This window comes from Burkholderia sp. MSMB1459WGS (genome assembly GCF_001534535.1).
In the GTDB taxonomy this organism is placed as follows: domain Bacteria; phylum Pseudomonadota; class Gammaproteobacteria; order Burkholderiales; family Burkholderiaceae; genus Burkholderia.
The window spans coordinates 1-15,449 of sequence record NZ_LPMU01000025.1 but is presented as its reverse complement, the minus strand read 5'-3'; the positions used below and the strand labels follow the sequence as shown (position 1 = coordinate 15,449).

The window sequence follows — 15,449 nt, the reverse complement described above, 5'->3', positions numbered from 1 at the left end:
CCGGCAACGTCGCCAAAATCGCCGCGATCAATGGCATCGATCGTTTCTCTTTTCGCGCTCCGGCCGCTTGATCAGTTGTTCTACCTACCCATCCGGAACACGCGCGGGGCGTGCCGTCCGAACGGATACGCCCCGCACGGCATGCGCCGTTCAACCCGCGCGCTCGACCGGATGCGGTTCGCGCAGACGGTTCGCGATCCGCGCCGCCTCGTAGTAGCCTGCCGCCGGCGGGCGCTTCAGGTAGCGGCCCGCGCCGCGCACCGCGCGCAATTCGCCGTCGGCCCACGCGAGCGCACCGCGCGTGAGCGTGTGCGTCGCGACGCCCTGCACGGTCATCCCCTCGAACACGTTGAAGTCGACCTGCTGGTGATGCGTCTTCACCGAGATCGTCTTCGTCGCGGCCGGGTCCCACACGACGAGGTCGGCATCGGCGCCGACCTGCACGGCGCCCTTGCGCGGATACAGGTTGAAGATCTGTGCAGCGTTCGTCGACGTGATCCGCACGAACTCGTTCGGCGTGATTCGGCCATGATTCACGCCGTGATGCCACAGCACCGACATGCGATCCTCGACGCCGCCGCAGCCGTTCGGGATCTTCGTGAAATCGTTGCGGCCCATCGCCTTCTGCGACGCGCAGAATACGCAGTGGTCGGTCGCCGTCGTATGCAGCTGCCCCGACTGCAGCCCGCGCCACAGCGCCTCGCGATGCTCGGCCGAGCGAAACGGCGGACTCATCACGTGGGCCGCCGCGCGCGTCCAGTCCGGATCGCGATAGACGGCCTCGTCGATCACGAGGTGGCCCGGCAACACTTCGCCGAACACGCGCAGCCCTTCGCTGCGCGCGCGCGTGATCACATCCACTGCGTCCTTCGCCGACACGTGCACGATATACACGGGCACGCCGAGCACCTGCGCGATACGGATCGCACGGTTCGCGGCTTCGCCCTCCACCTCCGGCGGCCGCGACAACGGATGCGCCTCCGGGCCCGTCATGCCGCGCGCGAGCAGCGCCTTTTGCAGTTGGAACACGAGTTCGCCGTTCTCCGCATGCACGGTCGGCAGCGCACCGAGTTCGAGCGAACGCGTGAAGCTGTTCACGAGAATCTCGTCGTCGGCCATGATCGCGTTCTTGTACGCCATGAAATGCTTGAAGCTCGACACGCCGTGCTCGCGCACGAGCGTGCCCATGTCGCGGTGCACGCTGTCGTCCCACCACGTCACGGCAACGTGAAAGCCGTAGTCGGACGCCGATTTCTCGGCCCAGCCGCGCCATTCGCGGAATGCATCCATCAGCGGCTGCTTCGGGCTCGGGATCACGAAGTCGATGATGCTCGTCGTGCCGCCCGACAACCCGGCAGCGGTGCCCGAGTAGAAATCGTCGCTCGCGGTCGTGCCCATGAACGGCAACTCCATGTGCGTATGCGGATCGATGCCGCCCGGCATCACGTACTGGTCGTGCGCGTCCACGACGGTTGCGCCGGCCGGCGCGTCGATCCGCTCTGCAATCTGCAGGATCGTGCCGCCGTCCTGCGGGTCCGCGCAGAGTACGTCCGCACGATAGGAACGGTCCGCATCGACCACGGTGCCGCCACGAATCAGGATTGCCATTTCGTTGCCTCCTCGTTGACTGTCGGGTGCCGCATGCCGCGCGCGAGCCGCCACCGGCTCGCGCGTCATGCGCTCGCGATCTGCGCGCGCTGTCCGGCGCGCCGCTTCATCCAGGTGCCGTACACGCCGGACGCCAGCACGAGGCCGACGAACCACGCATACGTGTAAAGCGTGTTGAAGAACGCCGGCACGTTCGGGAACGACGCCGGAAACGCCGTGTGCAGGAAGCCCGGCAGGTTCGGCAGCACGCCGACCGCGAGCGCGGCCAGCGCGGCCGGGTTCCAGCCGCGCGCGTAGCTGAAGTCGCCGCCCTCGTCGAACAATGCGCGCGTATCGAGCTGCGTGCCGCGAATCAGGAAATAGTCGACCATCAGGATGCCCGCGACCGGCCCGAGCAGCGCCGAATAGCCGACGAGCCAGGTGAAGATATAGCCGTCCGTCGTCGCGAGGATCTTCCACGGCATCATCACGATCGCGATCGTCGCGGTGATCATCCCGCCCGCGCGGTACGAGATCGCCTTCGGCCACAAGCTCGAAAAATCGTATGCAGGACCGACGAGATTCGCGGCGAGGTTGCAGCACATCGTGTCGAGCGTGAGGATCACGAGCGCGATGCCGACACCGATGCCGGTCATCCGGCTCGTCAGGTCGATCGGATCCCAGATCGCGTTGCCGTAGATCACGACGGTCGCCGACGTCACGACGACCGACACCACCGACAGCAGCGCCATCGGCAGCGGCAGCCCGATCGACTGCCCGATCACCTGGTCGCGCTGCGAATGCGCGAAGCGCGTGAAATCGGGGATGTTCAGCGCGAGCGTCGCCCAGAAGCCGACCATCGCGGTCAAGCCCGGCCAGAAGGTCGCCCAGAACAGCCCGGCCTTCTTGCCGCCCGCCGCGAACTGCGACGGCGCCGACAGCATCGAGCCGAACCCGCCCGCCTTCGACGTCGCCCACCACACGAGCGCCACGCACATCACGACCTTGATCGGCGCGGACCAGCTTTCGAGCCAGCGGATCGAATCCGTGCCGTGCAGGATGAAGTACAGCTGCAGCGCCCAGAACACGAGGAAGCACGCGAGCTGCCCGAACGAGATGCCGACGAGCGGCAGCGCCGCGCCGTGCAGCGCATTGCCGGTCAGGATGTTCAGCAGCGTGTAGATCGCGCTGCCGCCGAGCCAGGTCTGGATGCCGTACCAGCCGCAGGCGACGATCGCGCGCAACAGCGCCGGCAGCTTCGCGCCCTGCGTGCCGAACGACGCGCGCACGAGCACCGCGTACGGAATTCCGTGCTTCGCGCCCGCATGGCCGATCAGCAGCATCGGCACGAGCACGATCAGGTTGCCGAGCAGCACCGTCGTCACCGCCTGCCACGGCGACATGCCTTCCTGGATCAGCCCGGCCGCGAGCATGTACGACGCGATGTTCATCACCATCCCGACCCACAGCGCCGCGAAGTGGTACCACTTCCACGTGCGCTGCGCCGGCGTCGTCGGCGCGAGGTCGTCGTTGTACAGGCTGCCGCCGTGCGCCACGGCGCTGTCGGGATCGGCGGGATTCGCTGCGGATTTCATCGATCGCACTCCACGAAAACGTCGGCACCGGCATCGTGCGATGCCGGCCCGGGGAAACGAAAAGCGGCGGCGCGGCACCTTCCGCGCCGCCGGACGCCGGTCAGGCCGCCTTCGCGTGCTTCTCGGGCGCGGCCGCCGGGCCGCCGCTCGCCCCGGCATCCGCGCTCGCCGGATTGTTCGGATGCGTGGTCCAGTTCGCGTAGTCGCCCGAATCGACGCGCTCCATCGTGATGCATTGCTCGACCGGACACACATGCATGCAAAGATTGCACCCGACGCACTCCGAATCGATCACTTCGAAATGCCGCACGCCGTCCTTCGTCGCCGTGATCGCCTGATGCGACGTGTCCTCGCATGCGATATGGCACAGCCCGCACCGGATGCAGCGGTCCTGGTCGATGCGCGCCTTGATGTCGTACTTCAGGTTCAGGTATTTCCAGTCAGTCACGTTCGGCACTGCGCGGCCGCAGATGTCGTCGAGCGTCGCATAGCCCTTCTCGTCCATCCAGTTCGACAACCCGTCGGCGAGATCCGACACGATCCGGAAGCCGTAATGCATCGCGGCGGTGCACACCTGCACGCTGCCGGCGCCGAGCACCATGAACTCGGCCGCGTCGCGCCATGACGAGATGCCGCCGATGCCCGAGATCGGCAGGTTCGGCGTTTCCGGATCGCGTGCGATCTCCGCGACCATGTTCAGCGCGATCGGCTTGACCGCCGGGCCGCAATAGCCGCCGTGCGTGCCCTTGCCGTCGACGGTCGGCACCGGCGCCATCTGGTCGAGATCGACCGCGACGATCGAGTTGATCGTGTTGATCAGCGACACGCCGTCCGCGCCGCCCTTGTACGCGGCGCGCGACCCCATGCGGATGTCGCTGATGTTCGGCGTGAGTTTCACGAGGCATGGCAGCTTCGTGCCTTCCTTCACCCAGCGCGTGACCATCTCGACGTATTCGGGCACCTGCCCGACCGCCGCGCCCATCCCGCGCTCGCTCATCCCGTGCGGGCAGCCGAAGTTCAGTTCGACCGCATCGGCGCCGGTATCCTCGACGAGCGGCAGGATCCATTTCCAGTCGCGCTCGTTGCACGGCACCATCAGCGACACGATCAACGCACGGTCCGGCCAGTCGCGCTTCACCTGCGCGATTTCTCTCAGGTTCACGTCGAGCGGACGGTCGGTGATCAACTCGATGTTGTTCAGCCCCGCGATGCGCTGGCCGTTCCACTGCACCGCGCCATAGCGCGAACTGACGTTGACGACGTGCGGATCGAGCCCGAGCGTCTTCCAGACGACACCGCCCCAGCCCGCCTCGAAGGCGCGATTGACGTTGTAGGCCTTGTCGGTGGGCGGCGCGGACGCCAGCCAGAAGGGGTTCGGCGAGGTGATGCCTGCGATGGTGCAGCGAAGATCGGCCATGTTCGGCTCCGTGAGAAGGGATCGTGTTCGGTGTGCCGGCGGTGTGCCGCGTTCAGGCCGCCTTCGCGGCGCGCGCGGCGAGCGCCGCGTCGATCGACGCGGCCGCGCGCTTGCCGTCCTGCACGGCCTGTACCGTGAGATCGACGCCGTCGGTCGCCGCGCAGTCGCCGCCCGCCCACACGTCCGGCAGTGCCGTGCGCCCGTCCGCATCCACCGCGATACGCGTGCCGTCCGCGGTCAGCAACATGGCCGCGATACCGTCCAGCACGAGCGTCTGGCCAATCGCCTTCAGTACCATGTCCGCGTCGACGGTGAAGCGCTCGCCCGATGCGGCCTCGAATTCGACACCGGTCACCTGCCCGTTCGTGCCCGCCATGCGCACCGGCTTCGCATGCGTGACGAGCGCGACGCCGCTCTTCTGCGCGAACTCGCGCTCGGCCCACGTCGCGCTCATCGCGTCCACGCCGCGCCGGTACACCATCGTCACGCGCTCGGCGCCGAGCTTGCGGCTCTGCACCGCCGCATCGATCGCCGTATTGCCGCCGCCGATCACGACCACGCGCCGCCCGACCGGCACGTTCGCGAGCTCGTCGGCCTGCCGCACCTGCTCGATGAAATCGACCGCGTTCATCACGCCGCGTAGTTGCTCGCCGTCGATCGCGAGCGCACGCACGCCGCCGAGCCCCATCGCGAGGAATACCGCGTCGTGCTGCTCGCGCAGCGCGTCGAGCGTCACGTCGCGTCCGAGCGCCACGCCCGTTTCCAGCGCGATGCCGCCCACCGACAGCAGCCACTCCACCTCGCGTTGCGCGAAATCGTCGACGGTCTTGTATGCGGCGATCCCGTATTCGTTGAGGCCCCCGGCCTTCGGGCGCGCGTCGAACAGCGCGACGCGGTGCCCGGCAAGTGCGAGCCGGTGCGCGCACGCGAGCCCGGCCGGCCCCGCGCCGACCACCGCCACTTGGCGGCCCGTCTCGGGCGCGCGCCGGAACTGCACCGCGCCGGTCTGCATCGCCCAGTCGGTCGCGTGCCGCTGCAGCGCGCCGATCGCGACCGGCTGCGCATCCTGATGGTTGCGCACGCATGCACCTTCGCACAGGATCTCCGTCGGGCACACACGTGCGCACATCCCGCCGAGTGGATTCGCGGACAGGATGTCCATCGCCGCGCCTTTCAGGTTGCCGTTGCCGATCTTGCGGATGAAGCTCGGGATGTCGATCTGCGTCGGGCACGCGTGCACGCACGGCGCGTCGTAGCAGTAATGGCAGCGGCTCGCGGCGGCCGCCGCGGCAGTCGGATCGAGCAGCGGCGCGATATCGGCGAACTCGCACGAGAGTTGCGTGGACGACAGGCGATGCGCGGCGATATCGCCGGTTGGCTTGGTGGTCATACGCGTTCCTTCGACTGGGTGGAGACAAAGCCGTCCCCGCCGGCTGCGAATGCACAGTCGGGGCGGTCATGCTTAGGCCTGCGAATTTCAAACGACAGGCAGCCTCGCGGCTGCTACGGTCGGTCCGTCATGAAGCCGGCTCGCATGCGCGCGACAGCATCGCGTGCAGCAGCACGTTCGCGCCGGCCTCGATCCATGCGGGCGTCGCGTCCTCGATCTCGTTGTGGCTGATGCCGTCGACGCAGGGCACGAACACCATCGACGTCGGCGCGACCTGCGCCAGATAGCACGCGTCGTGGCCCGCGCCCGACACGATGTCGCGATGCGAGTAGCCGAAGCAATCGGCCGCGTCGCGCACGGCCGCGACGCATGCGGGATCGAACGCAACCGGCTTGTAATAGAAAATCTGCTCGAGCTCGGTGTCGAGCCCGATGTCGGCCGCGATGCGCGCGACGCCGTCGCGCAGCGCCGCATCCATCTTCGCGAGCACGGCGTCGTCCGGATGACGGAAATCGACGGTGAAGAACACGCGGCCGGGAATCACGTTGCGCGAGTTCGGGTGGACCTGCATCATGCCGACCGTCGCGCAACCGAACGGCGCGTGATCGAGGCCGATCCGGTTGACGAGATCGACCACGCGCGACGCGCCGAGCAACGCGTCGCGGCGGCGCGGCATCGGCGTCGGCCCCGCGTGCGCTTCCTGGCCGGTGAACGTGATCTCGTACCACCGCTGCCCCTGCGCGTCGGTCACGACGCCGATCGTCTTGCATTCCGCTTCGAGAATCGGGCCCTGCTCGATATGCAGCTCGAATGCCGCATGCAGCTTGCGCCCGCCGCACGGCACGTCGCCTGCGTAGCCGATGCGCGCCAGTTCCTCGCCGATCGTCTTGCCGTCGACGTCCTTGCGAGACAGCCCGTATTCGAGCGGAAACACGCCTGCGAACACGCCCGACGCGACCATCGCGGGCGCGAAGCGCGAGCCCTCCTCGTTGGTCCAGATCACGACCTCGATCGGATGCTCGGTCTCGATGCCGTGATCGTTGAGACTGCGAATCACCTCGAGGCCGCCGAGCACGCCGTAGATGCCGTCGAAGCGCCCGCCGGTCGGCTGCGAATCCGCGTGCGAGCCCGTGACGACCGGCGCCGCGTCGGCCACGCGGCCCGCGCGGCGCATGAACACGTTGCCCATCGTATCGACCGTCACCGTGCAGCCGGCGGCCTTCGCCCAGCCGACGATCAGGTCGCGGCCGGCCTTGTCGAGATCGGTCAGCGCGAGTCGGCACACGCCGCCTTTCGGTGTCGCGCCGATTTTCGCGACCTCCATCAGGCTCTCCCACAACCGCTTGCCGTCGACCTTGATCGACGTGTCGAAAGCTGCCCGCTTCACTGTTTCCGATACTGCGTTCATTCGTATCGCTCCTGTGGGGTCGGTGATGTCGTCGGCCCGGTCCGTGCCGGTGCACGCGAGGCCTGTTTCGGGGCACGCCGCCCGGATGCGGTGCATGCCTCGCCGGTTCGCGAAACGCGTTAAATCCTGTCCGATTGGACAGGTTTTAGACGATCAAAATGACCAGCGCAACGTCTTTCTTGCGCGACGCACCTGAGCGAGAAACGTGCCATCGCAACGCAGCATCGTCGTGGAGCGGCGGCATCTCCGCGCGTGTGCGCGACGCGAATCAGCGGCTAGAATGAAGCCCAACGCGGCATGCCCGCCGCGCGAGGGTAACGATGAGACATGACGAGGCTACAATCGCAGCCACCGACCGGGACGAAACGCCGGCGCCTTTGCGGCGACGCAAGGCGCACATTCGCGAGTCCAACGAAGCGCATCTGCTCGCGTGCGCGGAAGCCGTATTCGCGGAACGCGGGCTCGCCGGCGCCAGCACCGCGATGATCGCGGAGCGCGCCGGCCTGCCGAAGGCGAATGTGCACTACTACTTCCCGACCAAGCTCGCGCTGTATCGCCGCGTGCTCGACGACCTGTTCGAGGACTGGCATCGCGCGGCCGGCTCGTTCGAGGCCGGCGACGATCCGGTGGAGGCGATCGGCGGCTACGTGCGCGCGAAAATGGCGCTGTCGCAGCGGCGCCCGCTCGGGTCGAAGGTCTGGGCCAACGAGATCATCCACGGCGCGGAGCACATGCAGGACATCCTGTCGCAACGCGTGAAGCCGTGGTTCGACACGCGCATCAAGGTGATCGAAGGCTGGATCGCGCGCGGCCTGCTCGCGCCGATCGACCCGCATGCGCTGATGTACCTGATCTGGGCGACCACCCAGCACTATGCGGATTTCGATGCGCAGATTCGCGCGCTGAGCGGCAAGCGTGCGTTCACGAAGAAGGCGTTCGACGAAAAGACCGAGCAGGTCGTGCAGCTCGTGATTCGCGCGTGCGGCGCGGTGTCGCCCAATGCGAAGTCGTAACGCGACACGACGATCCGTCGAATAAAAACGGGCGGCGCGCACCACACGGGGATGTGCCGTGCGATACGCGCCGCCCGTGTCGGCGCTAGCTTGCGTGCGAACGATGCGATGCGTTACGCGATGCGCTCGATCGCGACGGCCGTCGCTTCGCCGCCGCCGATGCACAGCGACGCGATACCGCGCGTCAGGCCGTACGTTTCGAGCGCGGCCAGCAGCGTCACCATCACGCGCGCACCGGATGCACCGATCGGATGCCCGAGCGCGCACGCGCCGCCGTGTACGTTGACCTTCTCGTGCGGCAGGTCGAGGTCGCGCATCGCGGCCATCGGCACCACCGCGAACGCTTCGTTGATCTCGAACAGGTCGACGTCGCGCAGGTTCCAGCCGGTTTTCTCCGACAGCTTGCGCAGCGCGCCGATCGGCGCGGTCGCGAACAGGCCGGGCTTGTCCGCATAAGTCGAATGCCCGACGATCACGGCCTTCGGCGTGAGGCCGAGGCGCTCGGCTTCCGAGCGGCGCATCATCACGAGCGCGGCCGCGCCGTCCGAGATCGACGACGCGTTCGCGGCCGTCACCGTGCCGCCGTCGCGAAACGCCGGCTTCAGCGTCGGAATCTTGTCGAGTTTCGCCTTGCCCGGCTGCTCGTCGATCGACACGACGCTTTCCGTCTTGCCGGCCTTCACGGTCACCGGCGCGATTTCCGACACGAAGTGCCCTTCCGCGATCGCGCGCTGTGCGCGCGTGAGCGATGCAATCGCGAACGCGTCCTGCGCTTCGCGCGTGAACTGGTAGGCCTGCGCGCAATCCTCGGCGAACGTGCCCATCAGGCGGCCCTTTTCATAGGCGTCCTCGAGCCCGTCGAGGAACATGTGGTCCAGCACTTGCCCATGCCCCATGCGCATGCCCGCGCGCGCCTTCGGCAGCAGGTAAGGCGCATTCGTCATGCTCTCCATCCCGCCCGCCACGACGACGCCCGCCGACCCCGCCAGCAGCAGGTCGTGCGCGAACATCGACGCCTTCATCCCCGAACCGCACATCTTGTTGACCGTGGTCGCGCCCGCCGCGAGCGGCAGTCCGGCCTTCAGCGCGGCCTGTCGCGCGGGCGCCTGGCCCTGGCCGGCCGGCAGCACGCAGCCGAACACGATTTCGTCGATGCGTTCGGCCGGCACGTTCGCGCGCTCGAGCGCGGCACGAATCGCTACCGCGCCGAGATCGCTCGCGCTGGCAGCCGCCAGGTCGCCCTGAAAACCACCCATCGGCGTGCGCGCCGCGCCCACGATTACGATCGGATCCTGAGTCGTCATGATTCGCTTCCTCCAGTGTCAGCGCGGTGCCATCCGCAACGCGCCATCGAGACGGATGACTTCGCCGTTCAGCATCGTGTTCTCGACGATGTGGCGCACCAGCGCCGCAAATTCTTCCGGGCGGCCAAGCCGCGGCGGGAACGGCACGCTCTTGCCGAGCGCGTCCTGCACGTCCTGCGGCATGCCGGCCATCATCGGCGTCGCGAAGATGCCGGGCGCGACCGTCACGACGCGAATGCCGAAGCGCGCGAGCTCGCGTGCGATCGGCAGCGTCATGCCCACCACGCCGCTCTTCGACGCCGCATACGCGGCCTGTCCGATCTGCCCGTCGAACGCCGCGACCGATGCCGTATTGACGATCACGCCGCGCTCGCCTTCCGCGTCGGCGTCCTGCTTCGACATCGCTTCGGCCGCCAGCCGGATCATGTTGAACGTGCCGACCAGGTTGATCGACACCGCGCGCGCGAAGCGGTCGAGCGAATGCGGGCCGTCGCGGCCCACGACCTTCTCGCCCGGTGCGACGCCCGCGCAATTGACGAGCACGTCGACACGGCCGAACGCGTCGCGCGCGGTGGCGACCGCCGCCTGACCGTCGGCTTCGCTCGTCACGTCGGTCTTCACGAACCGCGCGGCCTCGCCGAGTTCGTTCGCGAGGCTCGCGCCCGCTTCTTCGTTGACATCCAGCAGCACGGCCTTGCCGCCTTGCGCGGCGACCATGCGCGCCACCGCGGCGCCGAGGCCGGAACCTGCGCCCGTAATCAGAAAAACGCGATCCTTGATATTCATTCGCAGTCCATAATCAGGGTTGAGCGGCCTTCTCGGCTTCCATCTTGCGCAACACGAAGCGCTGGATCTTGCCGCTCGGGGTTTTCGGCAGTGCGTCGACGAAGTCGATCGCGCGCGGATAAGCGTGAGCGGACAGCCGCCGCTTCACGTGCAGACTCAATTCCTCGGCCAGTTCCGGCGTGCCGTCGAACCCTTTCGACAGGACGACGAACGCCTTCACGATTTCAGTGCGCTCGGGGTCGGGTACGCCGATCACGGCAGCCTCGCTGACCGCCGGATGCTCGATCAGTGCGCTTTCCACGTCGAACGGGCCGATCCGGTAACCCGACGACGTGATCACGTCGTCCGAGCGCCCGATGAAGCTCACGGTGCCGTCCGGCTCCAGCTCGACGTTGTCGCCGGTCCGGTAGTAGCCGCCGGAGATCGCCGGCGTGTCCTGCTGCCAGTAGCCGGAGAACCACAGCAGCGGCGAGCGCGCGATGTCGATCGCGAGGGTGCCCGGCTCGCCGGAGCCGAGCTCGCGGCCGGCTTCGTCGAGCACCGCGACACGATAGCCGGGCAGCGCGAGGCCGGCCGAACCGACGTGCACGACATGCGTGAGGCCGTGATGGTTGTTCACGACCATGCCGAGTTCGGTCTGGCCGTAGTGATCGTGGATCGGCGCACCGAGCGCCGCGTGGAACCAGCGCACGACTTCCGGATTCAGCGGTTCTCCCGCGCTGCTCACCACCCGTAGTTGTCCCTTCACGCGCGCGGCCGCTTCCGTCCCGGCCGCCATCAGCATCCGGTACGCGGTAGGCGAACCCGCGAGGCTCGTGATGCCGAGCCGTTCGATCACGTCGTACGTGCTCTCGACCGTGAAGCCGCCCTCGTAGAGCGTCGTTGCATGACCGAGCAGCAACGGGCCCGTGATCGCGTAATAGAGGCCGTACGCCCAGCCCGGATCGGCGATATTCCAGAACCGGTCGGCGACGCGCAGGTCGACCGCTTCGCGCATGTACGCGCCGAACGCGAGCAACGCATACAGCGGCACCGGCACGCCCTTCGGCAGACCTGTCGTGCCCGACGTCGACATCATCATGAACAGGTCCGACCCCTTGCGCAGCACAGGCTCGAATCTATCGGGCTGCACGTCGAGCGCCGCCCGGAAATCGATGTCGCCGTCCGGTAGCGTGTCGCTCGCTTCGCACACCGTCGCTACCGGCGGGCAATCGGTGATTTCGTCGAGCTTCATGCGATTCGCGACGTTGGTCACGACGAGCCGCGCGCCGCTCATGCGCAGCCGATGCTCGATCGCCTTCGGGCCGAACGCGGTGAACAGCGGCTGATACACGGCGCCCGCGCGCCACGTGCCGAGGATCGTCGCGACGAGCTCCGGCGTGCGCGGCAGCAGGCCGGCCACCACGTCGCCAGGCTTCACGCCCTGGGCGACGAGCAGGTTCGCGACCCGGGCCGACAACGCCTGCATCTGCGCGAACGTGAAGCGGTGGTGCTGCCCGGCGGCGTCGATCCAGTCGAGCGCGATCGCGTCCGCCTTCGCGTGGCGGTCGCAGCATTCGACACACGCGTTCAGGCCGCGCTCCAGATCGCCGCTCAGTTGCGCGGCGGCGGTCTCGATACTGAACCGGGCCACGGCGTCGGCATAGGCCGGCACCGGCCGGGCGGTAGCTCCTTCGGGCATGCGCGTCTCCTGTTCGTTATGGCCGCCGTCGAGCCAGGGCGCGACGGGGATACATCGATAGTAGACAGCCGCTACATTGCAATCAATGACAAACGGAATCTAGAATCGTGATCGCTTTTGCCATGTCGGGAGGACGCGGGGAAATGGGGCCGCAGATGATTTCGCCGGATTTCGTCGACGATGCGCTCGCGTGCCTGCGCCGGCATGGTCTGCCGACCGCGCCCGTGCTGCGCGCCGCCGGGCTGCCGGCCGCCGTGCGCGAGCCCGTCACGCCGCAACAGTACGGCCGGCTGTGGCTGGCGATTGCCGGCGCGCTCGATGACGAATTTTTCGGGCTCGCCGCGCGCCCGATGCGGCGCGGCAGTTTCACGCTGCTGTGCCATGCAGTGCTGCATGCCGGCACGCTCGACAAGGCGCTGCGGCGCGCGCTGCAGTTCCTGCGGGTCGTGCTCGACGAGCCGCACGGCGAGCTCGTCGTGGCGGACGGGCAGGCGCAGATCGTGCTGGCGCAATCGGGCGCGCCGTACCCGGCGTTTGCGTACCGGACGTTCTGGCTGATCCTGCTCGGCGTCGCGTGCTGGCTGATCGGCCGGCGCATCCCGCTGCAGCGCATCGATTTCGCGTGCCCGAGCCCCGGCCAGCGCAGCGACTATCACCAGTTCTTCGGCGTGCCCGTGCATTTCGATCGGCCCGACAGCCGGCTCGCGTTCAATGCCGCCTACCTCGCGCTGCCGACGATCCGCTCGGAGCAGGCGCTGAAGACCTTCCTGCGCGGCGCGCCCGGCAATCTGCTCGTGCGCTACCGGCACGACACGGGCTGGGTCGCGAAGACACGCGCGCACCTGAAGGTGCGGCCGGCCGCCGAGTGGCCCGACTTCGACACGCTGGCCGTGTACCTCGACACGACACCGGCGACGCTGCGACGGCGTTTGCGCAGCGAAGGGCAAAGCTTCGCGACGATCAAGGACGAGTTGCGCGGTGCGCTCGCGCAGTCGCTGCTGCGCGGGCACACGCTGAGCGTCGCGGAGATCGCGGCCGAGCTCGGCTTCACCGAGCCGAGCGCGTTTCATCGCGCGTTCCGGAAATGGACGGGCACGAGCCCCGGCGCCTATCGGCGCGACGTGCATGCGGCGGAAGCGGAGTCGTGAATGCCGGTGGACGCGGAGCGTCTCGTCGTGTGCCGTCGATACGCCCGGCTCTGCCTCCAGCCCCTTGCGCAAGGTCTGCTCGCCGAGACAGTTCTCGAGCGTCTTCAGCACGTGGCCGCCCTTGCGTTCCGGTGGGATTCTGCGTAGCGCTCGCCGCACCACGAGGCGTGGCATGACGTTGCACCCCGTCCCGTCAGACCACATACTGGTCGGCCCGTCCGAACGAGGTTGCGTCGATGGTGAATACCGCTGAGAGCGCCGCTTCGATCTTCGGCGCGATCGGAACGGCCATGTCGTTGCTGGCAGCGATTCCTTACGCGCTCGCGATCTACCGGTGCACCGTCCGCCCGCATCTGTTCACGTGGCTCGTGTGGTCGGTCGTCACGGCGATCGCGGCCGCCGGCCAGTTCGTCGCGGGCGCGGGACCGTCCGCATGGTGCACGGCAGCGATTGCCGTCACATGCTTTCTGACGCTGATCGCCAGCCTGTTTCGCGGCGAGCGCGGCTGGACGGGCCTCGACTGGTTGTTCCTGTGCGCGGCGCTATCGGCCATTCCGCTGTGGATGCTGACCGACGATCCGACTGTGTCGATCTGCCTCGTTACGCTGATCGAGCTTGCCGGCCTCGGCCCGACCGTGCGCAAGACGATCCGCGATCCGTGGAGCGAGAGCCTCGCCTATTTCGCGCTGTGCGTACTCAAGTACGCGCTGGCGTTGCTGGCGCTGAGCACGTGGAGTGTCGCGGTCGCGTTCTATCCGGCCGTCAACCTCATCGCGTCGATCGGCATCTGCCTGGTGATGCTCATCCGGCGTCAGTCGTTGTCGAATGCGCGGTAGGCTGCGTTCGTCGCCGCCGTACCGCTTCCCTTCCGAAATGATGCGAGGCCTGACATGGATGCAATCCGTACCGTCATCGAATCCAGCGAAACCGCGCTGCGCTCCGCGATGCTGGCCAACGATGTCGACGTGCTCGACGCGCTGCTCGACGACGATCTGGTGTTTACAGTCCCGACCGGCCAGGTCATCTCGAAAGAGGACGATCTGGCCGCGCATCGCGCGAAGCTTCTGCGTCTCGACACACTCGACGTTCACGAAATGCGCGCATGCGCGATCGACGGGATGATCCTGACCACGACACGCGCGACCCTCGCCGGTCATTTCCATGGCACGGCATTCGCCGGCACGTTTGCCTATACGCGCCTGTGGCGTCGATCGGGCGCCCACTGGCGCGTCATCGCCGGGCATGCATCGCAGGTCATGTAGCTGCGCCGAGCGTGTGCGGATGAGCCGCGGCGAGCAATGCTGCTGCGAGCGGCCCGGCTGTCGGTCGAGCGGTGAGACGCCCCGATCCGGATGATGCACTGATGAAATCGCCGACCATGGTGGTATCGGCCATGACGAGAGTCGAAATGAACGAGCTATTTACCGTGCGTCCTGCTCGTGCCGCGGACGCGGACGAACTCACGCAATTGGCGCGTCTTTCGAAGGCGCATTGGGGCTATCCGAAGGAATGGCTCGACTTGTGGCAAAACGATCTTACGATTTCGCCGGAGACGATCAAAGGAGCGATCGGTTACGTCGCGGAATCGGGCGAGTCGATCATCGGGTTCTGGGTCCGAGCATCATTGGATTCGGATGGACCGACGCCCGGATGGTTATTCGTTCATCCCGATCACATGGGTCAGGGCATCGCCCGTGCGCTGTGGGAATCAGTTCGGGCCGAAGCCGCTGCGAGAGGAATCAAAAGCTTCGTGATCGAAGCGGATCCTAATGCTGCGCCGTTCTATCTGGCGCTGGGAGCTGAAAAGATTGGCGAACAGGAATCGAGCGCCATTCCGGGCAGATTTTTTCCGATCTTGCGGATCACGGTCTGACGAGGGGGATGCGGCGGAGAAATATCGGAATTCGGTCGGTCGGACTAGCGGCATGACGACGTTTTCCACGCTCCAGGCTCGTGCTGTATAGCGCTTCGCCGGACCAAGTGCATTTCTGCCGGGCCAATGCAAAAACCCCCGCCTGATCGGGCGGGGGTTTCTGTCTTGAGGGGAGCCTGACGATTACCTACTTTCACACGGGAATCCGCACTATCATCGGCGTGGAGTCGTTTCACGGTCCTGTTCG

At 67.2% G+C, this 15,449-nt stretch carries 13 protein-coding genes; 5 read left to right on the top strand and 8 right to left on the bottom strand.

The window, feature by feature from the left end; all coding sequences use genetic code 11:
• Window positions 1-150 precede the first annotated feature (150 nt).
• The 5 genes from hydA to WT97_RS11500 all read right to left on the bottom strand — a co-directional run bounded on the left by hydA (window position 151) and on the right by WT97_RS11500 (window position 7,397).
• Entirely contained in the window at window positions 151-1,608 is a 1,458-nt protein-coding gene (gene hydA, locus WT97_RS11520; RefSeq protein ID WP_059791180.1) for a dihydropyrimidinase, read from the bottom strand.
• A gap of 65 nt (window positions 1,609-1,673) precedes the next feature.
• Window positions 1,674-3,182: an NCS1 family nucleobase:cation symporter-1 gene (locus tag WT97_RS11515; RefSeq protein WP_060353495.1), complete on the bottom strand. Its 1,509-nt coding sequence runs from the start codon at window positions 3,180-3,182 to the stop codon at window positions 1,674-1,676.
• A gap of 100 nt (window positions 3,183-3,282) precedes the next feature.
• On the bottom strand, window positions 3,283-4,599 hold the full coding sequence (preA, locus tag WT97_RS11510; RefSeq protein ID WP_060353494.1) for an NAD-dependent dihydropyrimidine dehydrogenase subunit PreA: 1,317 nt from the start codon (window positions 4,597-4,599) through the stop codon (window positions 3,283-3,285).
• Window positions 4,600-4,651: 52 nt separating this feature from the next.
• Window positions 4,652-5,989 carry an NAD(P)-dependent oxidoreductase gene (locus WT97_RS11505; RefSeq protein ID WP_060353493.1) on the bottom strand — a complete coding sequence of 446 codons (1,338 nt, stop codon included), beginning with the start codon at window positions 5,987-5,989 and terminating at the stop codon, window positions 4,652-4,654.
• Window positions 5,990-6,116: 127 nt separating this feature from the next.
• Window positions 6,117-7,397 (bottom strand): Zn-dependent hydrolase, encoded by a 1,281-nt coding sequence (locus WT97_RS11500; protein ID WP_060353492.1) that lies wholly within the window; start codon window positions 7,395-7,397, stop codon window positions 6,117-6,119.
• 320 nt (window positions 7,398-7,717) lie between these two features.
• Between WT97_RS11500 and WT97_RS11495 the strand changes: the two genes are divergently transcribed.
• Entirely contained in the window at window positions 7,718-8,410 is a 693-nt protein-coding gene (locus WT97_RS11495) for a TetR/AcrR family transcriptional regulator (protein ID WP_059830958.1), read from the top strand.
• Window positions 8,411-8,523: 113 nt separating this feature from the next.
• Here WT97_RS11495 and WT97_RS11490 read toward each other — a convergent pair whose 3' ends face one another.
• The 3 genes from WT97_RS11490 to WT97_RS11480 are packed head-to-tail and all read right to left on the bottom strand — an operon-like array spanning window position 8,524 to window position 12,181.
• Complete coding sequence (locus WT97_RS11490; protein ID WP_060353491.1) at window positions 8,524-9,714, bottom strand: acetyl-CoA C-acetyltransferase; 1,191 nt, start codon at window positions 9,712-9,714, stop codon at window positions 8,524-8,526.
• Between the two features lie 18 nt (window positions 9,715-9,732).
• A complete protein-coding gene (locus WT97_RS11485) occupies window positions 9,733-10,500 on the bottom strand; it encodes a 3-hydroxyacyl-CoA dehydrogenase (RefSeq protein ID WP_060353490.1) in 768 nt (255 codons plus the stop codon).
• A 13-nt stretch (window positions 10,501-10,513) separates the two neighbouring features.
• A complete protein-coding gene (locus WT97_RS11480) occupies window positions 10,514-12,181 on the bottom strand; it encodes an acyl-CoA synthetase (RefSeq protein WP_060353489.1) in 1,668 nt (555 codons plus the stop codon).
• Window positions 12,182-12,324: 143 nt separating this feature from the next.
• Here WT97_RS11480 and WT97_RS11475 point away from each other — a divergent pair, with 143 nt between their 5' ends.
• From WT97_RS11475 to WT97_RS11460, 4 genes are all read left to right on the top strand, one after another.
• Window positions 12,325-13,329, top strand: coding sequence for an AraC family transcriptional regulator (locus WT97_RS11475; protein WP_060353488.1), 1,005 nt, complete (start codon window positions 12,325-12,327; stop codon window positions 13,327-13,329).
• Between the two features lie 290 nt (window positions 13,330-13,619).
• Window positions 13,620-14,165: a hypothetical protein gene (locus tag WT97_RS11470; RefSeq protein WP_257128484.1), complete on the top strand. Its 546-nt coding sequence runs from the start codon at window positions 13,620-13,622 to the stop codon at window positions 14,163-14,165.
• 54 nt (window positions 14,166-14,219) lie between these two features.
• Complete coding sequence (locus WT97_RS11465; protein ID WP_060353486.1) at window positions 14,220-14,591, top strand: nuclear transport factor 2 family protein; 372 nt, start codon at window positions 14,220-14,222, stop codon at window positions 14,589-14,591.
• A 146-nt stretch (window positions 14,592-14,737) separates the two neighbouring features.
• Window positions 14,738-15,202 carry a GNAT family N-acetyltransferase gene (locus WT97_RS11460; protein ID WP_179949772.1) on the top strand — a complete coding sequence of 155 codons (465 nt, stop codon included), beginning with the start codon at window positions 14,738-14,740 and terminating at the stop codon, window positions 15,200-15,202.
• Window positions 15,203-15,449 lie beyond the last annotated feature (247 nt).